This window comes from Bacteroides sp. Marseille-P3684 (assembly GCF_900291465.1).
Classification (GTDB): domain Bacteria; phylum Bacteroidota; class Bacteroidia; order Bacteroidales; family Bacteroidaceae; genus Phocaeicola_A.
In genome coordinates this window covers 2311407-2334751 of sequence record NZ_LT985808.1, presented here as the reverse complement: position 1 = coordinate 2334751, position 23345 = coordinate 2311407, and the positions used below count along the sequence as shown (strand labels likewise).

Genomic DNA, 23345 nt, shown 5'->3' with positions numbered 1-23345 from the left:
AAAAAATGAACAAAGATAACTAGCTAATTAATCAAAAAGAATGCAATAATTGGGGTACAATCCGGTCTCGGATTGCACCCTCTTATGCGAGGTCCGGGTTGGTAAAAGCATTAGATAGGGTTTTAAGACTTTCTTACGTTTATATGGTTGGATTGCAAATACTTTTAAAATCTAGTATTTGAGAAACTTTTTTAGTAAAAATTAGTTGTCCCTGTTAATTATAAGCTATACTTTTGGACAACCCTAACAAGAGCAACAGGCTCTTGACAGGAATTGAAAACTTAAGACTAATAGAACACTAAAACAAAAAAGAATTATGGCTGAAGCAATTGATATTCGTGAATTAAATGAGCGAATCGAAAAACAAAGTGCCTTTGTTACAAATTTGGTGACAGGAATGGATCAGGTGATTGTTGGGCAAAAGCACTTGGTAGAATCACTGTTAATTGGCTTGTTATCTGACGGACATATTTTGTTGGAAGGCGTTCCTGGATTAGCAAAAACTTTGGCTATTAAAACATTGGCATCTTTGATTGATGCAAAATATAGCCGTATACAGTTTACTCCGGACTTGTTGCCTGCCGATGTGGTAGGTACCATGATATACAGTCAAAAAGAAGAGCGTTTCCTTGTTAATAAGGGACCGGTATTTGCGAACTTTGTCTTAGCTGATGAAATCAACCGTGCACCGGCAAAAGTCCAAAGTGCTCTGTTGGAGGCGATGCAGGAACGTCAGGTTACTTTAGGTAAAGAGACTTTTCAATTGCCAGAACCCTTCCTGGTACTTGCCACACAAAATCCCATAGAACAAGAAGGCACTTATCCTCTTCCGGAAGCACAAGTCGACCGTTTCATGCTGAAGGTGGTGATCGATTATCCTAAATTGGAAGAGGAAAAGAAGATTATCCGCCAAAACATTTCAGGGGAAAAGATTACGGTACGCCCTATCTTACGCAGTGAAGACATTTTGGAGGCACGCAACATTGTACGTCAAGTTTATATGGATGAAAAGATCGAGCAATATATTGCCGATATCGTTTTTGCAACCCGTTATCCGGATAAATACGATTTGAAGGAATTGAAGGATATGATTGCGTTTGGAGGCTCGCCGCGTGCATCTATCAACTTGGCATTGGCAGCACGTGCTTATGCATTTATCAAACGCAGAGGTTATGTGATTCCGGAAGATGTACGTGCAGTTGCCCATGATGTATTGAGGCATCGTATAGGCTTAACTTATGAAGCTGAAGCGGGAAACGTTACGTCTAAAGAAATCATCAGCAAGATATTGAACCGAGTTGAGGTACCCTAATCAGATACTTAAAAATAATGGAGACAAACGAACTTTTAAAGCGGGTTCGCCAGATTGAGATAAAGACTCGCGGGCTATCTAGCAATATTTTTGCCGGACAATATCACACTGCGTTCAAAGGTAGAGGTATGGCTTTTTCGGAAGTTCGTGAGTATCAGTATGGCGATGATGTGCGAGACATTGATTGGAATGTGACAGCCCGTTTCCACAAGCCCTACATCAAGGTATTTGAAGAAGAGCGAGAGTTGACTGTGATGTTGTTAGTGGATGTCTCAGGAAGCTTGGACTTCGGAACAATCAAACAGATGAAACGTGATATGGTAACTGAGATTGCTGCAACATTGGCATTCTCAGCTATTCAAAATAACGATAAAATCGGTGTCATTTTTTTCTCAGATCGAATAGAGAAATTCATTCCACCTAAAAAAGGGCGTAAACATATTCTCTATATCATCCGTGAGCTTATCGACTTTCAGCCGAAAAGTAGACGCACTAACTTGAAAGAGGGGGTCGAGTATCTGACGAATGTCATAAAGAAGCGCTGCACAGCTTTTATATTAAGTGACTTCATCACAAATGATGATTTTCGCAATGCCTTGGTCGTTGCAAATCGTAAACATGATGTCGTTGCCATACAAGTCTACGATCGACGAATTGAAGACTTACCCGATGTGGGCTTGATGAAAGTACGGGATGCAGAGACGGGACACATGCAGTATATTGACACTTCTTCTAAAGCTTTAAGAAAAGCACACCATGATTGGTGGATATCAAAGCAAACAACTTTGCACGAGATATTTACAAAAAGTAAGGTAGACTCTGTATCCATACGTACGGATCAGGACTACGTGAAATCATTATTAAACTTGTTTGCAAAACGTAGCTGACATGAATAGACTAGTTCTACATAAGAGATTGAAAGAAGCCTTTTGGGGAATTTTGGTTATGCTTTTGCCCTTATCGGTTAAAGCACAAAATGTAACCGTAGAGGCTTCAATTGATTCGATGCAAATACTTATTGGTGAACAGACAAAAGTTAGACTCGAAGTGAGTCTTGATGCTCATCAGAAAATGGTTTTACCGGTCATACGGGATACTTTAGTACATGGGATAGAGGTGCTTGATATTGCTAAACCGGATACGCAATACCTTAATAATAAACAGCGTTTACTCGTAACGCAGGAATATCTGGTAACCTCTTTCGATTCAGCATTCTACTACATACCTCCGTTTGTAGTAGCTGTTGACGGAAAACCTTATCAATCAAAGAGCTTGGCATTAAAAGTACTTACGCTGCCTGTACCTATTGATGAAGCTCATCCGGAACAGTTCTTCGGACCGAAAGGGATTATGGAAGCTCCTTTTGTATGGAGTGATTGGGCTTTAGTTATTTGGCTGTCCCTCTTTGTCATACCTCTTGTTATCTTGGTAGTTTATCTGGTTATACGCTATAAGGATAATAAGCCTATCCTACGTACCATCAAGATTGAACCTAAATTGCCACCACATCAACAGGCTTTGAACGAAATTGAACGAATTAAGGCTGATAAGAGTTGGCGACAAAGCGGAGAATCAAAAGCTTATTATACAGAACTGACTGATACTATCCGTACTTATATTAAGGAAAGATTTGGATTCAATGCCTTGGAGATGACTTCTTCGGAAATAATTGATCGTCTGCTCCAAGAAAAGGATCAGAAGCTTATCGACGAACTGAAAGGCCTATTTGAAACAGCTGACCTCGTCAAGTTTGCCAAACATCATCCCTTGATGAATGAGAATGATATGAATCTGATCAATGCCATTGATTTTATTAATCAGACTAAGATTGAGCAAGATCCGAATGCTAAGCCTATCCCTACAGAGATTACGGTAGAAGAGAAACGCTCTCGATATGCCAAGATTGCATTGTTGTCTTCCATTATCATATTGGTTGTTGCCATTGTAGGTATGCTGGTAGTGGTGATTCGTGATATTTATAATTTATGCTTTTAATTTAGAAGGACATGACTTTTGCGAATATAGAATATCTGTTTCTGCTTCTCTTACTTATACCTTATATATTATGGTACATTCTGTCTAAAGGGAAGACGTCGCCGACACTTCAAGTGTCAGACACCCACATGTATGCTTCTGCACCGAAAAGTTATAAAGTTTATCTTCTACATGCACCGTTCCTATTGCGTTTACTTTCATTTACGATGTTAGTAATCATATTGGCACGTCCACAAACTACTGATAACTGGCAAAATACTGAAGTGGAAGGTATTGATATTATGTTGGCAGTCGATGTTTCAACCAGTATGTTGGCCGAGGACTTAAAACCTAATCGGTTGGAAGCTGCGAAAGAAGTTGCGTCGCAATTCATCAATGGACGTCCTAATGATAATATTGGCTTGACGATATTTGCAGGCGAAAGCTTTACACAGTGCCCACTTACTATAGATCATGCTGTTTTATTAAATTTGTTTCAAAACATAAAGTGCGATATTGCTCAACGAGGACTTATTTCTGATGGAACTGCAATAGGAATGGGAATAGCTAATGCCGTATCTCGTTTGAAAGACAGTAAAGCAAAGTCTAAGGTTATCATCCTTCTGACTGATGGAACCAACAATGCCGGAGATATTTCACCTCTGACGGCAGCAGAAATAGCCAAGAGCTTCGGGATTCGTATCTATACGATTGGCGTAGGAACAAATGGAACAGCTCCCTATCCTGTACCGACTTATGCAGGCGTGCAGTATATGCAGGTTCCTGTTGAGATTGATGAACAGACTCTAACGCAGATAGCAGGAACAACCAATGGAAATTATTTCCGTGCTGGTAGTAATGCTAAATTAGAGGAAGTATATCAAGAGATTGATAAGTTGGAAAAGACAAAATTGAATGTCAAGGAGTTTAGTAAACGGGAAGATGACTATCAGCTGTTTGCGTGGATATTGGTTGTATCTATTTTGCTGGAGGTCGTTCTTCGCAATTCTATCTTAAAACGAATACCTTAAAATCGATTAAAAGGAGAACTGATTATGTTTCGATTTGCAGATCCTAACGTCCTGTATTTATTGATAATATTGCCATTTGTGGCTATATTCTATTTCTATTCAAACTATCGCCGTACTAAACGATTACGTAAATATGGTGATCCGGAGCTTTTGAGTATGTTAATGCCCGAAGCTTCTGCGCATCGACCGGTCTTTAAGTTCTGGATACTGTGGATTGCATTAGGACTTTCCATAGTCATGTTGGCCAGGCCCCAATTCGGCACGAGACTGGAAAAGGTGAAGCGAAGTGGTATTGAAACAATTATTGCCCTTGATATTTCAAACTCCATGCTGGCTGAAGATGTTGTCCCGAGTCGCTTGGAAAAAGCAAAAAGCCTGATATCACGTCTGGTAAGCAATTTTAATGATGATAAGGTAGGATTAATTGTTTTCGCTGGAGATGCTTTCACACAACTGCCTATCACAAGTGATTATATCTCGGCCAAGATGTTTTTGGAATCAATAACGCCTTCGTTAATCAGCAGCCAAGGCACCAACATCGGCGAAGCGATACGACTAGCCATAAAGAGCTTTACTCCCCAAGAGAAAGTTGGAAGAGCCATTATTGTCATAACGGATGGTGAGAACCATGAAGGTGGGGCTGTAGAAGCTGCGAAAGAAGCTGCATCCAAAGGGATGAAAGTCTTTGTACTGGGTATAGGCTCTCCTGATGGTTCACCGATACCTTTGGAAGGCAGTAATGACTATCGGAAAGACAACCAGGGAAATGTTATCGTAACTCGGCTAAATGAACAAATGTGCCGGGAAGTAGCGCAGGCAGGTAATGGGGTTTATATTCGAGTAGACAATTCCAGTTCTGCACAGTCTTTATTGCAAAAAGAAATAGATAAGCTGACAAAGAGCGATTTGGAAAGTACAGTCTATTCGAATTATAATGAACAGTTCCCGGCTTTAGCATGGATTATTATAGTGCTTCTCATCATTGAGGTGGTGGTACTTGATAAGAAGAATCCTCTATTTAAGAATATCAAACTATTTCGTTGACAGAGATATGGATATTAAGGATATGAAACATATAAAATACATTGGAATCTTCCTGCTGGCCATCTGCTCGTCGACTAGTGTGATGGCACAGAAAAGCGAACGCGACCACATCCGTCGTGGCAACAAACTGTACAATGACAGCTTATTTGTCAAGGCAGAAGTGGAATACCGAAAGGCATTGGATGCAAATCCAAAATCTACAGAAGCTTTATATAACTTGGGGAATGCTTTGCTCATGCAGCAGAAAGCGCAAGAGGCTATGAAGCAATATGAGACAGCATCCAAGATTGAGACCAATAAAACCAAATTGGCAAAAATCTATCATAATACCGGTGTCATTTTGCAGTCTGGTAAACAGTATCCTCAATGTATCGAAGCCTATAAACAATCGTTGCGTAATAATCCGACGGATAATGAGACTCGCTACAATCTGGCCTTGGCTCAAAAGATGTTGAAAGATCAACAGCAGAACCAAAAGCAGGACCAACAACAGGATAAAAATGGTCAGGACCAAAAGGAAGATAAGCAGAAACAGCAAGAACAGAAACAAGACAAACAGAATCAGGACCAGAAGCAGCAGGACAACAAGAATCAACAGCAGCAAGAAAACAAAGACCAAATGTCAAAAGAGAATGCTGAACAACTGTTGAATGCAGTCATGCAGGATGAAAAGAATGTGCAGGAAAAGGTAAAGAAGAACCTTCAAATGCGAGGTAAGAAATATGATAAAGATTGGTAATTATATAATTAAGTAATAGCGAAATGAAAAAAATAGTCTTCCTTGTAATGCTATGGATGGTGAGCATCGGTACGACGTGGGCTGATAATGTAGAGTTCACGACCCATGCGCCGGATGTAGTGGTGAATGGTGAACAGTTCCGACTCACGTTTACTGTAAATACGATGAACGTGAAGGAATTCAGAGCACCTTCTATCACTAACTTCGATGTACTGATGGGACCTAGCCGCTCACAACAAACTAGCGCACAAATCATCAATGGTAATATGTCTTCCTCAAGCTCTATTACCTACACTTATGTATTGGCTGCTACAAAGGAAGGGACCTTTAACATCCCTGGTGCATCAATCAAAGTAGACGGGAAGGAGTATAAATCCAATTCTGTCACAGTTAAAGTATTACCTCCGGATCAAAGCAATGGAATTGGAGGGAATGGAAGAGGGAACTCCAGTTCTCAACGGGGGACGTCAGTTTCTCAAAATATATCCAACAACGACCTGTTTATGACGGCTACGGTTAGCAAATCAAAGGTACATGAACAGGAAGCCGTTTTATTGACTTATAAGATTTATACGACTCTCAATCTGACAGAACTTCAAGGAGGGAAAATGCCGGACTTGAAGGGTTTTCATACCCAAGAGGTTCCATTGCCACGGAACAAAACATTCTCGCTTGAGCACTATCGGGGGCGTAATTACAAAACCATTGTATGGAGTCAATATGTTCTCTTTCCGCAACAGACAGGAAAGTTAGAGGTTCCATCTATAACTTACACAGGTGTTATCGAACAACCTAATCGAAACATCGATCCCTTTGATGCCTTCTTTAATGGTAGTTCAGCGTATATTTCTGTTCGCAAACCAGTTGTCACTCCGAAAGTCAGCATTGAAGTGCTTCCTTTGCCTGATAATAAACCGGCATCATTTGGTGGAGCTGTCGGCAATTTTTCACTCACATCATCCATCAATTCCAAGAATGTAAAGACTGGAGATGCTGTGACAGTAAAGATAGTCCTGTCTGGTACAGGAAATATGAAACTCATCGATACTCCGGAAGTCAAATTCCCTTCAGACTTTGAGATTTATGATCCGAAGATAGATAACAAATTTTCATTGACCCAATCAGGCTTGAGTGGAAATAAGGTGTTTGAGTACCTTGCTATACCTCGTCATCCGGGAAAATATACTATACCGGCTGTTGAATTCTCTTATTTTGATTTGAAAACCAACAGTTACAAGACCTTGACAACAGAAGCCTATGAACTCAATGTTGAGAAGGGTAAGGGAGATGCCAGTCAGGTACTTGCGGATTTTACAAATAAGGAAGACATCAAGCGCTTGGGAAAAGACATTCTTTATATTAAGCTGGGTGACACGACATTCAAACAGCGAGGTGACTTTTTCTTTGGCTCTATGGCTTATTACCTGTGGTACATTATTCCATTGGCATTGTTTATTGCTCTCATTATTATGGGGCGGAAACAAGCATTGGAAAATGCAAACACAGCAAAGATCCGTACGAAGAAGGCCAATAAGATGGCTGTGAAACGGATGAAACTGGCTGGTTCTCTAATGAACCAAGGCAAGAAAAACGAGTTTTATGATGAGGTACTGAAAGCGCTATGGGGCTACATTAGCGATAAGCTTAATATCCCAGTATCAGAGTTGTCGAAAGATAATATCGATTCAGAACTAAAACGGGCAGCGGTGTCAGATGAACTGATTAAGGAATTTATGGATACACTGAACGACTGTGAATTTGCTCGTTACGCTCCGGGAGATGAGAGTGAAGCGATGGATAAAGTATATTCCTCTGCAGTAACTATCATTAGTAAAATAGAAGACAGTTTCAAACATTAAATCGATAGAACCTATATATGAGAAATATTATTTATATGACTATTCTTCTTTGTCTGCCTGTAATTTCTTTACAGGCACAAGAACAGTCATCTGAAAAGGCACAGACAGACTCGACTCAAATAGAGGCATCTGCTCCAGCTGAGAAATCTGCATTTGATCAGAATGTGACAAAAGCACTGGCTGACAGCGCTTATGCAAAGCAAGACTATATTTCGGCAATCGGGCTTTATGAGCAGCTTTTAGCACAACAAGGCGAATCGGCAGATATCTATTATAACTTGGGCAACAGCTATTATAAACATAAGGACATAGCACATGCTGTGCTAAACTATGAACGTGCCCACTTGCTCAATCCGGGAGACAGCGACATACGTTTTAACCTGGAGATGGCGCGAAATAATACGATAGACAAAGTTGATGCTGTCAATACATTCTTTTTGACGAGCTGGTTTACTTCCCTGCGCAACTGCTTGGGAACAGATGGCTGGGCTAGAGTGGGTATTATTACGTTCATTCTGGCACTTATATGCTTGGGCATATATATATTTGGGAAGAATTTAGTATGGCGGAAGGTTGGATTTATAGGAACTGCTGTCTGCATAGTAATAATAATTGCTGCAAATGTGTGTGCGTTCCAACAAAAGGATCTGTTGGTCAACAGACAGTCCGCTATCATTATGAGTCCTAGCGTGACGGCAAAAAGCACCCCGGATACAGGTGGTACCGATTTGTTTATCCTCCATGAAGGACATAAAGTGCTCATTAAGGACTCGACAATGAAGGAGTGGTGTGAAATTCAGCTGGAAGATGGCAGCATAGGATGGATACCACGTGAAGTTATGGAAATCATTTGAATCTTTATAACGCAGTGATTATTCTAGGACATATAAGTGGATGGATAGGAAAGGAGCTGATTGAACTCCTTTCCTGCATCTACTTGTATATCCCTTTATTGCTGTCATGGTTCATAATACTACTCCGAAACAATTCATTAAAAAGGGGGATTTCTATCTTAAGCACGATAGGATTGCTGTTGTTGCTTGTCTATTATACATCAGACCTTGCAAAAGAATATATCATTGGAGTTGAAAGTTCTGAAGATTCAAAGGCTGTAGGCATAAGTACTGCAATATTGGTATTTTCGTTGTGCCTTTTTCGTAGTCGTTCTTTGTTGCTTATTACCTTATTAGAAGGCATACTGCTCTATTTCATGCTCCCTTTGTTGAAGGTTATAATTATTTTTGATATTCTCTATGGTGGCATATTGGCCGTAATTGTTTATTTTCTGTTTATCCTGCTTGATTATAAATTATCCTCACAAAAGGCCACCTGGATTACGGAGCGTTACACTCGTAGTGGATATGCAATATCTGATATATTCTTCTTGGGTAATATACTGATTTTAACAGGATTTATTCAACTGATAAGCGTATTGTGGAAACTTTCCGGTTTTTGATTTTTCATCCGGTAGACATAATATTGTCACATTTCTTTGCATGTCAATAAATCTTTTGCTATTTTTATTCCGTAATTCATTCACTCAAGTATTTATTCTTTAAACTTGTAATATCATGGAAAGGACAATTACATTTAATGAACTTCGTAGAATCAAAGATTCATTACCCGATGGAAGCATGCATAGAATTGCCGATGAACTGAATTTGTCTGTCGATACAGTCCGCAATTTCTTTGGAGGACAAAACTTCAAAGATGGTAAGAGTGTAGGACTTCATATTGAACCAGGACCTAATGGAGGCATTGTCCAATTGGATGACACGACTGTATTAGATAAGGCATTAAAAATTCTGGATGAATTGAATATCAACTATCAAGAAGAAAAATGAGAAGAACAATTGGCAATTGAATTGTTCTAGCTTGATTTAACCGTATTTGGGTATTATCCCCAAATACGGTTTTGTTTTTAAAGAGGGATATTCAGTAAATGCCCCTATAAAATACAATGGCATATGAAGATGACAAAATATAATCACTTCATATGCCATTTTTATTGTCATTCTTCTGTATTTTCTCATATACTCTTATCAGCAGGACATGACGTTGCGGAAGAAGTCAGATGACCTCTTCTGATTCTGTCAGTAAAATCATGTCATGCCGCTTTAACAGCTCTGTTTCCGATCTTGTCCATCATCAGTACGGCATTTGCCGTATGTATTCCAAAGAAAATCCATAGGATTTCCGTCTTTCTGTTCCGTGCCTTTATCCTTGAGAGTGAGTAATGCTGCTTCTGTGTGCCGAAGCTGCCTTCAAGCCGGGTAGCTCTNATCATCAGTACGGCATTTGCCGTATGTATTCCAAAGAAAATCCATAGGATTTCCGTCTTTCTGGTCCGTGCCTTTATCCTTGAGAGTGAGTAATGCTGCTTCTGTGTGCCGAAGCTGCCTTCAAGCCGGGTAGCTCTTTCTTTTGAGAGTTCACTTCTGAGAACCTTTCTCAAGGATTCATCCCTGGCCGCCCTTCCCTTGCGTACAAAGGAGGTGGATATTCCATATTTTGTACAGAACTTTCTGTTGGCATTATTGGCGTATATGGAATCGGCAGCCACGCATCTTACTCTCACATTCATGAGCTTCTGCTGCATGCGGATGCAGTCCTTCAGGCGTATGCCTTCGTTGAAAGCCTTGAAGGAGAGGTGTTCGATGAACGATATGCCGTCTATCTGTATGTTGTTGACCTTCGCACCGAACTCGACAGACTTTGTTTCCTTACCTCTTACAATGGGACGTACATAATGACGGTCAATGCTGACAATACGGTCACTGACCTTCCTGCCTTCAAACAAATCCTTTTCCTGTACAAGAACCTTTCTGATGATGGAAAGACGCTTCCGGTAATCCCGGGTATATCGGAGTGAGGTCCCATGTTCTCTATGGATTTCATCCCTCTGTATGAGAAGCTTTTCAAGGAGTCTGATCATACGACGCCTGAGCATCCTTGTCCTTGAAGCCTTCCTCTTTCTTTTCTTGCAGTAGGACAGATAGGACTTCGCCACATCCGCATACTTGTTGCGCGGACGCCTTATACCCAGATCCCTGCAATGAAGGCAGATATGCCTGTAGAGCCATTCCAGGCTTTCCCAAAGGAGTTTCATATCCGTAGGAAAACGCATATGGCTCTCATAGCATGTGGCATCGGTCATACANTTGCGCGGACGCCTTATACCCAGATCCCTGCAATGAAGGCAGATATGCCTGTAGAGCCATTCCAGGCTTTCCCAAAGGAGTTTCATATCCGTAGGAAAACGCATATGGCTCTCATAGCATGTGGCATCGGTCATACACACATGAAGGTTCTCAAGATAAGGTTTCCAGTGTGAGGACAGCACTTCCTGGAGGGAATCAATGTCAAGACGGGATGCTATTTCATTGCGGATGGCACTGACTATCTTGTAGTTGGTTATGGGGAAAGACGGATTTATCATGATTCCGCAGAACATCTGGTAGTGTATGTTTCCGTTAAGATGCTCCACCAGCTGTCTGTCAGAGAAGCCGGTGTACGCCTTCAGAACCATGAGGGCAATCTTAGCCGAAGGACTGAAGATGTTCCTGCGTCCCAGTCGCTGTTCCGACAGGCCCATAGTCTTTGCCATACGGTCAAACGGGAACACGGAATGAAGCCTGCCAAGCTCACTCTCATGAAAACTCTTGCGATATTTTTCCAGAATATCAAATTCTGTAAAGCCCAAAGTAGGGTGAATTTCTGAAATATTTTGTATCTTAGCCATATCTTAGTTTGGGAATTTCCCCCGTTTTGGCTGCCAAACCTTAAATTCGGGGGAATGCCTAAAGATACAAAAAAGCCAACTAATTCGCAATACTTTATGTATGAATTAGTTGGCTAATTTTATACTATTTACTGAATGTCCCTAAAGAGAGCAATAGGAGATGCACTTATACTGGGAAAAAATCTATTTCCACCTTTATATTAAACATAATAATCATTATATAGAACAACCTATTGGCGGAATTGATTTAGTGCGTACTTAATTCTGCCAATAGGCTTGTTATTGATATAGTTGACTATTGCGACACGGTCAGCACACTAATTTTGCCAATGATTCTGGCAAACAAACCGTTTGTTATCTTAGCATAGTTCCTGATGACCAGGAACTGGTCTGATAATTGTGAAAATATCGTTTCAATCCTCTTGTGGGCTTTTGCAAAAGGAATGAAAGTCGGTTTCCAATCCTTTTGGTTCAGGCGGTAGGGACATTCCAGCCTGATATGTGCGGTTTCAAAGAGGTCGAGCTGTACGTCAGCCCCAATATATCCTTTGTCTCCATAGATGCTGCAATCGTGATATTCCAGTTTCACGTCTTTCATGTAATTGAGGTCATGTACGCTTGCCTTTGACAAGTCATAGGAATGAATCACCCCACTTAACCCACAGAGGGCATGAAGCTTATAACCAATATGTGTCTTGCGAAGCACAATAGCCGAAATCAGGAGCCTTGGAAAAATCTCCCGTCTGTCCCATCTTGCAACGTTTTCCTCTTGCGAGGCGGCAGACTTCTATCGGTTTGGAGTCCACAAGGAAGAAATCCGGGTCAGCGGATTTTTTTCCGGCTCAGCCCCCAAATAGTAAATACAGATAAAAACTATAACACCCGACTTTACATTCTTGGGTGTAAAATCGGGTGTTTAATTTGTAAAACATTGATATTCAATGTTTATTGCGGTGCGTACGGGACTCGAACCCGTGACCCCATGCGTGACAGGCATGTATTCTAACCAACTGAACTAACGCACCTTGTTGGGTTACGGATGCAAATATAAATACTTTTTCGAATATGCAAGAAGGTTTTGAAGAAATAAAATGCAATGACTCACATTTTTTTCATACTTTTGTGCCGTTACAAAAATAGACAAGAGAAAAATACGTATGACTACAACTGCGAGATTACTGTTACATTGCCCGGACAAACAGGGTATCCTAGCTGAAGTGACCAACTTTATTACCATTAATCAAGGCAACATCATCTACCTCGATCAATATGTCGACCACGCTGAATGTGCATTTTTTATGCGTATCGAATGGGATTTGGAGAATTTTCTTATCCCCAAGGAAAAGATACACGATTATTTCCAGACATTGTATGCACAAAAGTACGCGATGGAATTCCAGCTCCATTTCTCAGACATAAAGCCCAAAATGGCTATCTTTGTGTCGAAGATGTCACACTGTCTGTTTGATATTCTGGCACGGTATACTGCGGGAGAGCTGCATGTAGATATTCCGCTCATCATCAGCAACCATCCTGACCTTAAGCCGGTGGCTGAACGCTTCGGCATTCCTTTTTACGTGTTCCCCATTACCAAAGAAAACAAGATGGAACAGGAAAAGGCGGAACTGCAACTGTTGGAGGAATATAATGTCAACTTCATCGTATTGGCACGCTACATGCAGGTCATCTCTGACCGCATGATCAAGGCGTATCCACAGCGTATCATCAATATCCACCATTCCTTCCTGCCGGCATTCATCGGGGCACGCCCTTACCATGCAGCCTTCGAACGGGGAGTGAAAATCATCGGAGCCACCAGTCACTATGTCACCAACGAGCTGGACGCCGGCCCCATCATCGAACAGGATGTGGTGAGGATCACGCATAAAGATACGTTGGAGGACCTGATCAACAAGGGGAAAGACCTGGAAAAGATTGTTCTTTCCCGAGCAGTCCAGAAACATATCGAACAGAAGATATTGGCATATCACAACAAAACGGTCATTTTCAACTAACACCTTATTATATAGTATGAATGTAGCTATCGTAAAATACAATGCGGGAAACCTCTACTCTGTCAGTCATGCGCTGAAACGGTTAGGCGTTGAGCCTTGCATCACGGCTAATCCGCAAACTCTGCTGGCAGCGGACAAGGTAATCTTTCCCGGAGTAGGCGAAGCGGCTAACACCATGCGCCATCTGCAACAAACGGGATTGGACAAGCTTATCTGCTCGCTTCGCCAACCCTTGTTGGGCATCTGCCTTGGCATGCAGCTGCTTTGCAAGCATTCTGAAGAAGGGGATGTGGACGGGCTGGGAATCTTCGACGTCAACATCCTCCGCTTCCAGCCCCGGAATCATGACGACAAAGTTCCTCACATGGGCTGGAATACGTTAAGCCATACCCAAGGGGAACTGTTTAAAGGCTTCACCGACGAAGAATTCGTCTACTTTGTCCATAGCTACTACGCACCGATATGCCCGGATACCGCAGCACAAACGGATTATATCCTTCCATTCAGTGCCGCCCTGCAGAAAGACAACTTTTATGCCACGCAGTTCCATCCCGAAAAAAGCGGAAGCGTGGGCGAACGGATTTTAAGGAACTTCCTGGCTCTGTAATGACAGGAATATCTATTTACTCTATAACTGTACACACAATGATCGACATAATTCCTGCAATCGACCTGATGGACGGACAATGTGTCCGACTCTCACAGGGGAACTACAGTAGCCGGAAGGTATACGCCGACTGTCCACTGGATGTAGCCAAGGCTTTTGAAGACAATGGCATCCGCCGACTGCATCTGGTAGACTTGGATGGTGCCAAGTCTAAACACATCGTCAATCACAAGGTGCTGGAGGAGATTGCCACCCATACATCGCTGATTATTGATTTTGGCGGCGGCATCAAAAGCGACCAGGACCTGGAAACGGCCTTTTCCTGCGGAGCGCAGATGGTCACCATAGGCAGTATCGCCGCGACACAACCGGAACTGTTCTCAGCCTGGATGGAGCGTTTCGGTGCGGAACGTATCATTCTGGGTGCCGATGCCAAAGATGGGTTCATTGCCGTCAATGGCTGGTTGGAAGACAGCCGAATCGAACTCCTGCCCTATCTCAGCAACTATCACCAGCAGGGCGTCAGGCAAGTGCTCTGCACCGACATCAGCAAAGATGGCATGTTGCAAGGAACCTCACTCCCACTCTATCAGGACATACTCACCCAACTTCCAGGACTTTATCTCATCGCCAGTGGAGGAGTCAGTTCCCTGGAAGACCTCCGGCAGCTCAATGCAGCCGGCATACCGGCCGTAGTTGTGGGGAAAGCCATCTATGAGAACCGAATCAATCTTCAGGACATCAACCGCTTTATCGCCAACAACGGTAAAGTGCAAGCATCAGCACAGGAGGACCTGCCATGTTAGCCAAACGAATCATACCTTGCCTGGACATCAAGGATGGACAGACGGTCAAAGGAACCAACTTTGTCAATCTCCGAGAAGCCGGAGATCCTGTCGAACTCGGCCGCTTCTACTCACAGGAAGGTGCGGATGAACTGGTGTTTCTTGACATCACCGCCAGCCATGAAAAACGGAAGACCTTCACTGAGCTTGTCGAGCGAGTTGCAGCCAATATCAATATTCCCTTTACCGTAGGAGGCGGCATCCACGAACTGAGCGATGTGGAACGCCTGCTGCAAGCGGGTGCTGACAAAGTCTCTGTCAATTCGTCCGCCTTGCGTAATCCTCAACTCATTGATGAGATTGCTTCACATTTCGGCTCACAAGTCTGCGTCGTTGCCATCGATGCCAAAGAAACACCAGACGGTTGGAAGTGTTATCTCAATGGAGGGCGCATCGAGACTGGACGGGGACTTTTCGAATGGGCTCATGAAGCCGCGGACAGAGGAGCAGGCGAAATTCTTTTCACCAGCATGAATCATGACGGGGTAAAAACGGGATATGCCAACGAAGCGTTGGCGAAGCTGGCGGACGCCCTTCCCATTCCTGTCATCGCTTCAGGAGGAGCCGGTGCAATGGAACACTTCAGGGATGCATTTTTGATAGGAAAAGCCGACGCTGCGCTTGCAGCTAGTGTTTTTCACTTCGGAGAAATAAATATTTCGAAATTAAAACAGTATCTTTGTGCGCACAATGTAAATGTACGATTAAGATAAACTAACCAACAGTACACACATGGAATTAGATTTTGACAAAATGAATGGGCTTATTCCTGCCATCATCCAAGACGATTGCACCGGCAAGGTGCTTATGCTTGGTTTAATGAACAAGGAGGCATACGACAAGACTGTGGAGACGGGAAAAGTGACCTTCTTCAGCCGTTCACGCCAGACATTGTGGACGAAAGGCGAGACCAGTGGAAATTTCCTCCATGTTGTCTCCATCAAGGCCGACTGCGACCAGGACACGTTGCTTGTCAAGGTACATCCTGACGGTCCTGTCTGCCATACGGGAGCTGACACATGTTGGGGAGAGAAAAACGACGCTGATATCTTCTTCCTCAGTTACCTGCAGGACTTTATTGAAAAGCGACACCAGGAAATGCCCGAGAAATCGTACACGACATCGCTCTTCCAGGCCGGAGTGAACCGCATGGCACAAAAGGTGGGTGAAGAAGCTGTGGAAACAGTCATCGAAGCAACGAACGGGACAGACGAACGACTGATTTACGAAGCGTCTGACCTGCTCTATCACCTCATCGTCCTTCTCACTTCCAAGGGAATGCGCATCGAGGATCTTGCCCGGGAACTGCAAAAAAGACATAAGTAAAACCGAAAGAAAATGAGGGAACCGATAAGCAAGAAGGCTGAGGATACTGCCTTTGACTGTCGGTTTCCCCGCCCATCTACTTCTTAACTCGTCAACGAAAGGGAAACAACATGCTCATCGATTACCAACAGGTGGAAATCAACCAACAGGAACATTTCGTTCTGTCGGAGGTCAACTTCCAAGTGAACGAAGGGGAGTTTGTCTATATCATAGGCAAAGTCGGAACAGGCAAGACCAGTCTGCTCAAAACCATCTATGGGGAATTGAGTATTGCTGCAGGTAACGCCCGAGTATTAGAATGCGACATGAACTCACTCAAACGCAAACATATTCCCCGGTTGCGCCGTCAGCTAGGCATTGTCTTTCAGGACTTCCAGCTACTCACTGACCGGACTGTATATGACAATCTCGCTTTTGTATTGAAAGCCACCGGCTGGAAAGACCGGCACGAAATGGATACACGCATCGAGGAGGTGCTGTCACGGGTGGGAATGAGCAACAAGGGATATAAGTTACCCCATGAGTTGTCGGGTGGAGAACAGCAACGCATCGTTCTCGCCAGGGCAATTCTCAATCGGCCGAAGATTATTCTGGCAGACGAGCCAACAGGCAATCTGGACGAAGAAACCGGTTGTCAGATAGTCAAGCTTCTCCACGAGATAAGTTCCAAGGGAGCGGCAGTCGTCATGACCACACACAACTTGAAAATCGTACGAGACTATCCGGGCATCGTCTACCAATGTCGGGAACACCACGTCGAAGAAATCACACAGACATTTTATCAACAACAATCAATTAACAACTAATCATAAGATATAGACAATGAAAGTTTTAAAATTCGGAGGAACGTCTGTCGGTTCAGCCCAGCGCATGAAGGATGTTGCCAAGCTGATTACAGACGGAGAGAAGAAAATCGTAGTGCTTTCGGCCATGTCGGGGACTACAAACACATTGGTTGAGATTTCGGACTATCTCTACAAAAAGAATCCAGAGGGTGCCAACGAAATCATCAACAACCTCGAAACTGCTTACAGAAAGCATGTGGATGAGCTTTATTCGACAGATGAATACAAGCAGAAGACACTCGCTTTCCTGAAAGACGAATTTAACTTCATCCGCTCTTATACCAAGGACCTGTTCACCCTGTTTGAAGAAAAGATAATCCTGGCACAAGGAGAAATCATCTCAACCAACATGATGACCAACTACCTGCTCGAACAGGGCATCAATGCAGTTCTTATCCCGGCACTCGATTACATGCGGACGGACAAGAATGCCGAACCGGACTTGAACTACATCAAGGAGAAGCTCGCACAACAGCTGGCCAAACTCCCCGAAGCTGACATCTATATCACACAAGGATATATCTGCCGCAATGCCTACGGTGAGGTTGATAACCTGCAACGCGGCGGAAGCGACTATACGGCATCACTCATCGGAGCTGCTGTCAATGCCAGTGAAATCCAGATATGGACAGACATCGACGGTATGCATGACAATGACCCGCGTGTAGTCGACAAGACGGCTCCCGTTCGTCAATTGCAGTTTGAAGAAGCTGCCGAGTTGGCCTACTTCGGCGCCAAGATTCTTCACCCGACCTGCATACAGCCGGCTAAATATGCCAACATTCCCGTACGTCTGCTCAACACCATGGAACCGCAGGCACCCGGTACGCTCATCTCCAACGAGTCGGAAAGTGGAAAAATCAAGGCTGTAGCTGCCAAGGACAACATCACCGCAATCAAAATCAAGTCAAGCCGTATGCTCCTTGCGCACGGTTTCCTTCGGAAAGTCTTCGAGATTTTCGAGAGCTACCAGACTTCCATCGACATGATTTGTACTTCAGAGGTCGGTGTGTCCATGTCCATTGACAACACCAAGCACCTGCATGAGATTGTCGATGATTTGAAGAAATACGGTACGGTAACAGTTGACCACAACATGTGTATTGTCTGTGTTGTGGGCGACCTGAGCTGGAACAATGTAGGTTTCGAGGCTAAGGCTGTGGCAGCCATGAGTGAGATTCCCGTACGCATGATTTCTTACGGTGGCAGCAATTACAACATCTCTTTCCTCATCAAGGAAGAAGACAAGAAACGTGCTCTGCAAGCATTAAGCAAATCTCTGTTCAACCACTAATCATCAATTATCCTCACAGCATGAAAGGCATCTTCCCTATCGAAAAATTCAGGAACCTGCAAACACCTTTTTATTATTACGATACAGATTTACTACGCAATACACTAAACGTCATCAACCGCGAAGCGGAACGCTACGAGAACTTTCAGGTACACTATGCCGTCAAGGCAAATGCCAACGCGAAAATCCTCGCCGTCATCCGCGATAGTGGAATGGGTGCCGACTGTGTGAGCGGAGGCGAGATACGTGCCGCTCTTCAAGCCGGCTTCCCTGCCGGAAAGATTGTCTATGCCGGTGTGGGAAAAGCCGACTGGGAAATAGAGCTGGGACTGGACAATGATATCCTTTGTTTCAACGTGGAATCTGTCCCCGAGCTGGAAGTAATCAATGCGTTGGCTGCCGCCAAAGGTAAAGTGGCTCGTGTGGCCTTCCGCATCAACCCCAATGTCGGTGCACACACTCATGCACATATCACAACCGGACTGGCAGAAAACAAGTTCGGAATCAGCATGGATGATATGGACCGTGTCATCGACTTGGCACTCGGCATGAGCAATGTACGCTTCATCGGACTGCACTTCCACATTGGGTCACAAATTCTCGATATGGGTGACTTCGCCGCTCTCTGCAATCGTATCAATGAGCTGCAGGCACGCCTTGCAGCACGCCGCATCCTCGTGGAACATATCAACGTAGGGGGTGGTCTGGGCATCGACTACCAGCATCCCAACCGCCAGCCTGTTCCCGATTTTGCTGCATACTTTGCGTGCTACCACAAGCACCTGCGCCGCTACGGACAACAAACCATCCATTTCGAACTGGGGCGGTCCATTGTCGGTCAGTGTGGCTCACTCATCACGCAAGTACTCTATGTCAAGCAGGGAACCCACAAGCAGTTTGCCATTGTCGATGCCGGTATGACCGACCTCATCCGCCCTGCCCTTTATCAGGCTTATCACAAGATTGAGAACCTCACTTCCGAACGTCCGGTAGAAACTTACGACGTTGTGGGACCAATCTGTGAATCGTCCGACGTATTCGGCAAGGCTGTTGACCTCAACGGAGTGACCCGTCATGACCTGCTGGCCCTGCGTTCCGCCGGAGCCTACGGTGAGATCATGGCGTCCGGATACAATTGCCGTGCATTGCCCCAGGGGTATACCTCGGACGAGCTGCGGGATTAACCAACAACCGTCACACAAATGGGGTACCGTTCAGAACGGACGATCATCTGATAGACATCCACATGCAGGCACACCGGGACGCAGTTCCTCCTGCATGTGGATGTTTCTTTCAGGAATTAGTGGCAGATAGTGTCCTGTTTATACTCTTTTCACTATCTTTGCTTTCCTAATAAAGGGAACACTAACCCACACTTATGATTAAACCGCTGAGACATGGATAACTATCAAACAGAAATCATCAAACTCTTACGCCGTGTAGAGCAGAAGTATGCCAAGCCGCTCAAGACGAGCAACGACTTCAACATCTTCTCACTCTTCCTGAAGCACCGATGTGGTGAATTTATCTCTCCATCCACCTTGAAGCGGTTGTGGGGCTACGTGACCTATCCACACCATCCCCGCATGCAGACACTTGACAGTCTCTCTCATTTCCTTGGATATGCAGACTTCCAGGCTTTCTGCAACGGACGACCAACCGGAGAGTTCGAGTGTTCCGCCTTCTTTTCCACACCTTCCATCTCTTCAGATGAACTGGATGTCGGTGCCGAGGTCGAGCTGGGATGGGCACCCAACCGCTATGTCTGCCTCACCTACTGCGGCAACTTTATCTACGAAGTGACGGAGGTCTTGCAATCGAAACTACGCATCGGCGACCGTTTCGAAGTGTCCGGCTTTGTCCTCGGACAACCGCTCACCATTCCTTATATCCTCCGCGACGGTTTCCGCACCGGAGCCTTTGTTGCGGGACGTAACGGTGGACTGACGCTGTTAAACACTCACTCCCATGAACAAGTCTGATTGGGATAATTCCGGATTTCTCGAAGAACTGCCTGCCACAGGGGACACAGAGAGCGGTCGCATGACAGAGTTCTATGTCTCCCCCGAAGGATATACACGCCTCTTCTGCATCCGTTACTTCGGCAGGTTGCGTATTCTGAAGACCTTGAAAGAAGATTGTTGCGACAATCCGCTGTACCAAAAGCTCCTGCAAAAGGAATTCACCATCGGCTATCGGCTGGACCACCCTCACATCTGCCGTACATTGGGATGGGAGATGGTCGAAGGACTGGGCAACTGCATCCTGATGGAGTATGTGGACGGCATCACCCTGCGTGAAGTAATGGAACGGGGGATGCTGACTCGCGAACTGACACGGAAACTTCTCACCGAACTTGGAGAAGCACTGGCATACATACACAGCAAACAGATTGTCCACCGGGACCTGAAGCCCGAGAACATCCTCGTGACCCACAATGGAAACAATTGCAAAATAATCGATTTCAGCCTGTCCGATTGTGATGACACTTACCTGCTGAAGATACCTGCCGGGACACGCCGCTACATGGCTCCCGAACTTTTCCACCCGAACGCAACCTGGGATGTACGCTGCGACCTTTACTCGCTCGGAGTTATCATGAAGGAGATGGTTTCGTTGACAGGAGACAAACGGCTGTTGCGCATCGCACAACGCTGTGCTCATCCTGAACGTGAGTGCCGTTATGGCTCTGCAGAAGAAATGCTTGCCGCACTCCGACAGACGGAACGGCATCGCCGTCCGGTGTCCCGTAACCTGCTTGTGACAGCCGCCCTGCTTTGCGGCATCATCGGTGGATGGTTCTTTCTGCACAGTTTCCGGCAAGACTTGCCTTCCGACGCATTCACTCCCCTATTCCCTGCTAATGGCAGTATTGTACTGCCAAACGAATACCGGCGCATCCTTGGAGATGAACGGCTGCGTCCTCAACCAGACAGCACGCACCTCCGACGTCAGTTGAAGCAAGTGCTCGACCGGCGTTATCCACTGGAGGAACAGCAGCAATCGGCTGCCTACCGGGAAGAGATGAAGGGATGGAACCTGCCCGAACAGGCAGGAACCTCGCCCAACGATTCTAGCTCCCGTTAGTTTTCAATCCGCTTTACATACTTGAACTTTCCCCATACGGCATGACTGCGATAGGTCACTACAGATGTGGCAGGCACGCGCAGGATGCAACGGGTGTACACTTCTCCCGCACCTAGAAAGGACGCTTCCGTGCAGACCGGCGGTACAGCAGCCTCAACCCGAAGTTCGCTCAGGGTAGTGCATCCATCGAAGCAAGATTCACCGACATACTCCGTATTCTTCCCGAGGGTCACCGTTCGCAAAGAATCACAACCTTGAAAGAGAGCTGTCGGCATCCTCACTACACCTTCAGACAGGGTGACCTGCTTCAGTGACTTGGCATTATGGAAAACTCCCATACCCAGCTCACGCACCGAAGAGGGCAATTGGACAGACTGTATCCTGCAACCTTGCAAGGCATAGTCACCCAACCGTACCAACGTAGGAGAAAGCTCCAGTTCCGCATCATCTTTTCCCAGTGGGAACCACAGAAGGCTTGTCCCCTTCTTATCATATAACACACCCTGAAGACTGCTTAACTCCGGATTGGCTGCCGACACCTCAATTTCAGTCAGGGACGGACAATCGGCAGAAGGAACCAACGTACAAAGCGACTCGGGAATCATCAGCCTGCGCAAGGCATGACAACCGGTGAAGGCATCCGTATCCATCCGCTTGGCACCAGAAGGCAAGTGTACCTCCTGCAAGGACAGGCAATGCTTGAAGAGTCCGTTCCCGACCACGTCAGCCTCGGTATAATGAGAACCGTCATAAGACAATCCACCCTCGACAATCCGGGAATCGGTCATATCAAGACGAGCCAACCGACCGGCGGTCTGCCTGCCTTCCGCGTCCCGTCCTGCCATATCACGCAGCAGACGAAGATCTGCCCCGTCAAGTGGTCCCGCCAGCGTCATGGCCTCCACCTTGTATTTCTCAGCATCCTCAACCAGCACCACCAGGTCACCAGGCTGCTGCCAGACGAAGGCATCACTGGTTGTGAGAGTCAACGGCTCACTGTAAGCCCTTCCGACGGCATTCTCAGCAAAAGCCCGAACCGTATAGACCGCGTGGGGAACCAGTCCTCCAATGCGTGTGGCCAGACAGCTGTCCACCATCTCGACCCGAACAGTTTCTTCCTCCCCGTTCAGCACATACTCAAACCCCGTATGGGTCAATACCTCACCTCCATCTTCCAACACCCGGCAACGGAGCATGGCACTGAACGGCCCTTGGGCATCAATGGTCACTCGTCCCAACGTAGGCACTTCATTGGGCAAGGTGCGGAAAGCCCTTGAGTCGCTCATCACACGCTGTGCCTCCGTACCTGCCTCCAGGTAATAAAGATAGGTCGTTCCGGGACGCAGCCCTTCCAGACGAGCGTAGACCACACCTTGCTTCACCGGACAATCGACAGAAACGATGCTTTCGGGACTCGTCCCATAACAGAACCGGCAGAAGTCCACCCGGCTCCGTTCGGGAATGTAAAGGGTTCCTGCCAAGATGGCTGACGTGCGTGTCACTCCTACCACCGAATCGACAGTCAGCGTCGGCGGCCGGTTGGAAGGTGCATTGTCATGGGCACAAGAGACCAGCGAGACAACACCTAGTCCGATCAAAAGAATCAAGATGTATTTGAGTTCCAT

At 45.3% G+C, this 23345-nt stretch carries 20 protein-coding genes, 1 tRNA gene and 4 pseudogenes; 20 read left to right on the top strand and 5 right to left on the bottom strand.

Annotation, left to right across the window (positions count from 1 at the left end):
• Positions 1–316: 316 nt before the first annotated feature.
• The 10 genes from C8275_RS09150 (at position 317) to C8275_RS09105 (ending at position 9803) form a co-directional block, all read left to right on the top strand.
• Positions 317–1312 carry a MoxR family ATPase gene (locus tag C8275_RS09150; RefSeq protein WP_106484901.1) on the top strand — a complete coding sequence of 332 codons (996 nt, stop codon included), beginning with the start codon at positions 317–319 and terminating at the stop codon, positions 1310–1312.
• Between the two features lie 17 nt (positions 1313–1329).
• Positions 1330–2199, top strand: coding sequence for a DUF58 domain-containing protein (locus tag C8275_RS09145; protein ID WP_022383551.1), 870 nt, complete (start codon positions 1330–1332; stop codon positions 2197–2199).
• Position 2200: 1 nt separating this feature from the next.
• Positions 2201–3307 carry a BatD family protein gene (locus C8275_RS09140; protein ID WP_369861185.1) on the top strand — a complete coding sequence of 369 codons (1107 nt, stop codon included), beginning with the start codon at positions 2201–2203 and terminating at the stop codon, positions 3305–3307.
• 11 nt (positions 3308–3318) lie between these two features.
• Positions 3319–4317: a VWA domain-containing protein gene (locus C8275_RS09135; RefSeq protein WP_106484900.1), complete on the top strand. Its 999-nt coding sequence runs from the start codon at positions 3319–3321 to the stop codon at positions 4315–4317.
• Positions 4318–4341: 24 nt separating this feature from the next.
• Positions 4342–5361 carry a VWA domain-containing protein gene (locus C8275_RS09130; protein WP_106484899.1) on the top strand — a complete coding sequence of 340 codons (1020 nt, stop codon included), beginning with the start codon at positions 4342–4344 and terminating at the stop codon, positions 5359–5361.
• Positions 5362–5383: 22 nt separating this feature from the next.
• Entirely contained in the window at positions 5384–6100 is a 717-nt protein-coding gene (locus tag C8275_RS09125; protein ID WP_106625783.1) for a tetratricopeptide repeat protein, read from the top strand.
• Between the two features lie 23 nt (positions 6101–6123).
• The gene (locus C8275_RS09120) at positions 6124–7959 is read left to right on the top strand and encodes a BatD family protein (protein WP_106484898.1); all 1836 of its coding nucleotides are present in this window, start codon (positions 6124–6126) and stop codon (positions 7957–7959) included.
• Positions 7960–7976: 17 nt separating this feature from the next.
• Positions 7977–8813, top strand: a complete 837-nt coding sequence (locus tag C8275_RS09115; protein WP_106484897.1) for a tetratricopeptide repeat protein — start codon at positions 7977–7979, stop codon at positions 8811–8813.
• 14 nt (positions 8814–8827) lie between these two features.
• Positions 8828–9415, top strand: coding sequence for a hypothetical protein (locus C8275_RS09110; protein WP_157948235.1), 588 nt, complete (start codon positions 8828–8830; stop codon positions 9413–9415).
• A gap of 115 nt (positions 9416–9530) precedes the next feature.
• Positions 9531–9803 (top strand): hypothetical protein, encoded by a 273-nt coding sequence (locus C8275_RS09105; protein ID WP_022383543.1) that lies wholly within the window; start codon positions 9531–9533, stop codon positions 9801–9803.
• A gap of 263 nt (positions 9804–10066) precedes the next feature.
• On the opposite strand, the pseudogene C8275_RS14975 reads toward C8275_RS09105, so the two are convergent.
• The 4 genes and pseudogenes from C8275_RS14975 to C8275_RS09085 form a co-directional block, all read right to left on the bottom strand.
• Positions 10067–11119, bottom strand: a pseudogene (locus C8275_RS14975) (transposase); the annotation flags it as partial.
• A 51-nt stretch (positions 11120–11170) separates the two neighbouring features.
• A pseudogene (locus tag C8275_RS14970) lies at positions 11171–11701 on the bottom strand (transposase); the annotation flags it as partial.
• Between the two features lie 230 nt (positions 11702–11931).
• A pseudogene (locus tag C8275_RS09090) lies at positions 11932–12513 on the bottom strand (IS982 family transposase); the annotation flags it as partial.
• A gap of 139 nt (positions 12514–12652) precedes the next feature.
• Positions 12653–12726 (bottom strand) — tRNA-Asp (locus C8275_RS09085).
• Positions 12727–12858: 132 nt separating this feature from the next.
• Between C8275_RS09085 and purU the strand changes: the two genes are divergently transcribed.
• The 10 genes and pseudogenes from purU (at position 12859) to C8275_RS09035 (ending at position 21720) form a co-directional block, all read left to right on the top strand.
• Positions 12859–13716, top strand: coding sequence for a formyltetrahydrofolate deformylase (gene purU / locus C8275_RS09080; protein WP_022384590.1), 858 nt, complete (start codon positions 12859–12861; stop codon positions 13714–13716).
• A gap of 16 nt (positions 13717–13732) precedes the next feature.
• Entirely contained in the window at positions 13733–14323 is a 591-nt protein-coding gene (gene hisH / locus C8275_RS09075; protein ID WP_106484895.1) for an imidazole glycerol phosphate synthase subunit HisH, read from the top strand.
• Positions 14324–14361: 38 nt separating this feature from the next.
• A complete protein-coding gene (hisA, locus tag C8275_RS09070) occupies positions 14362–15129 on the top strand; it encodes a 1-(5-phosphoribosyl)-5-[(5-phosphoribosylamino)methylideneamino]imidazole-4-carboxamide isomerase (protein ID WP_106484894.1) in 768 nt (255 codons plus the stop codon).
• Positions 15123–15881 carry an imidazole glycerol phosphate synthase subunit HisF gene (hisF, locus tag C8275_RS09065; protein ID WP_022384593.1) on the top strand — a complete coding sequence of 253 codons (759 nt, stop codon included), beginning with the start codon at positions 15123–15125 and terminating at the stop codon, positions 15879–15881. Before hisA ends, hisF begins: the two co-directional genes overlap by 7 nt.
• A gap of 7 nt (positions 15882–15888) precedes the next feature.
• A pseudogene (gene hisIE / locus C8275_RS09060) lies at positions 15889–16494 on the top strand (bifunctional phosphoribosyl-AMP cyclohydrolase/phosphoribosyl-ATP diphosphatase HisIE); the annotation flags it as partial.
• Between the two features lie 110 nt (positions 16495–16604).
• Positions 16605–17300: a cell division ATP-binding protein FtsE gene (locus tag C8275_RS09055; RefSeq protein ID WP_022384595.1), complete on the top strand. Its 696-nt coding sequence runs from the start codon at positions 16605–16607 to the stop codon at positions 17298–17300.
• A 16-nt stretch (positions 17301–17316) separates the two neighbouring features.
• The gene (locus C8275_RS09050; RefSeq protein WP_022384596.1) at positions 17317–18633 is read left to right on the top strand and encodes an aspartate kinase; all 1317 of its coding nucleotides are present in this window, start codon (positions 17317–17319) and stop codon (positions 18631–18633) included.
• Positions 18634–18653: 20 nt separating this feature from the next.
• Positions 18654–19817, top strand: a complete 1164-nt coding sequence (lysA, locus tag C8275_RS09045; RefSeq protein ID WP_106484892.1) for a diaminopimelate decarboxylase — start codon at positions 18654–18656, stop codon at positions 19815–19817.
• 213 nt (positions 19818–20030) lie between these two features.
• Positions 20031–20615, top strand: a complete 585-nt coding sequence (locus C8275_RS09040) for a hypothetical protein (protein ID WP_106484891.1) — start codon at positions 20031–20033, stop codon at positions 20613–20615.
• Positions 20602–21720, top strand: a complete 1119-nt coding sequence (locus tag C8275_RS09035) for a serine/threonine-protein kinase (RefSeq protein ID WP_106484890.1) — start codon at positions 20602–20604, stop codon at positions 21718–21720. Before C8275_RS09040 ends, C8275_RS09035 begins: the two co-directional genes overlap by 14 nt.
• Here the strand turns inward: C8275_RS09035 and C8275_RS09030 are convergent.
• Entirely contained in the window at positions 21717–23345 is a 1629-nt protein-coding gene (locus tag C8275_RS09030; protein ID WP_106484889.1) for a leucine-rich repeat protein, read from the bottom strand. The genes C8275_RS09035 and C8275_RS09030 overlap by 4 nt on opposite strands.

Bases quoted from the DNA above. Each gene is read 5' to 3' on its own strand.
- C8275_RS09150 (WP_106484901.1), top strand. From the start codon at position 317: ATGGCTGAAGCAATTGATATTCGTGAATTAAATGAGCGAATCGAAAAA.
- C8275_RS09145 (WP_022383551.1), top strand. From the start codon at position 1,330: ATGGAGACAAACGAACTTTTAAAGCGGGTTCGCCAGATTGAGATAAAG.
- C8275_RS09140 (WP_369861185.1), top strand. From the start codon at position 2,201: ATGAATAGACTAGTTCTACATAAGAGATTGAAAGAAGCCTTTTGGGGA.
- C8275_RS09135 (WP_106484900.1), top strand. From the start codon at position 3,319: ATGACTTTTGCGAATATAGAATATCTGTTTCTGCTTCTCTTACTTATA.
- C8275_RS09130 (WP_106484899.1), top strand. From the start codon at position 4,342: ATGTTTCGATTTGCAGATCCTAACGTCCTGTATTTATTGATAATATTG.
- C8275_RS09125 (WP_106625783.1), top strand. From the start codon at position 5,384: ATGAAACATATAAAATACATTGGAATCTTCCTGCTGGCCATCTGCTCG.
- C8275_RS09120 (WP_106484898.1), top strand. From the start codon at position 6,124: ATGAAAAAAATAGTCTTCCTTGTAATGCTATGGATGGTGAGCATCGGT.
- C8275_RS09115 (WP_106484897.1), top strand. From the start codon at position 7,977: ATGAGAAATATTATTTATATGACTATTCTTCTTTGTCTGCCTGTAATT.
- C8275_RS09105 (WP_022383543.1), top strand. From the start codon at position 9,531: ATGGAAAGGACAATTACATTTAATGAACTTCGTAGAATCAAAGATTCA.
- purU (WP_022384590.1), top strand. From the start codon at position 12,859: ATGACTACAACTGCGAGATTACTGTTACATTGCCCGGACAAACAGGGT.
- hisH (WP_106484895.1), top strand. From the start codon at position 13,733: ATGAATGTAGCTATCGTAAAATACAATGCGGGAAACCTCTACTCTGTC.
- hisA (WP_106484894.1), top strand. From the start codon at position 14,362: ATGATCGACATAATTCCTGCAATCGACCTGATGGACGGACAATGTGTC.
- hisF (WP_022384593.1), top strand. From the start codon at position 15,123: ATGTTAGCCAAACGAATCATACCTTGCCTGGACATCAAGGATGGACAG.
- C8275_RS09055 (WP_022384595.1), top strand. From the start codon at position 16,605: ATGCTCATCGATTACCAACAGGTGGAAATCAACCAACAGGAACATTTC.
- C8275_RS09050 (WP_022384596.1), top strand. From the start codon at position 17,317: ATGAAAGTTTTAAAATTCGGAGGAACGTCTGTCGGTTCAGCCCAGCGC.
- lysA (WP_106484892.1), top strand. From the start codon at position 18,654: ATGAAAGGCATCTTCCCTATCGAAAAATTCAGGAACCTGCAAACACCT.
- C8275_RS09040 (WP_106484891.1), top strand. From the start codon at position 20,031: ATGGATAACTATCAAACAGAAATCATCAAACTCTTACGCCGTGTAGAG.
- C8275_RS09035 (WP_106484890.1), top strand. From the start codon at position 20,602: ATGAACAAGTCTGATTGGGATAATTCCGGATTTCTCGAAGAACTGCCT.
- C8275_RS09030 (WP_106484889.1), bottom strand. From the start codon at position 23,345: ATGGAACTCAAATACATCTTGATTCTTTTGATCGGACTAGGTGTTGTC.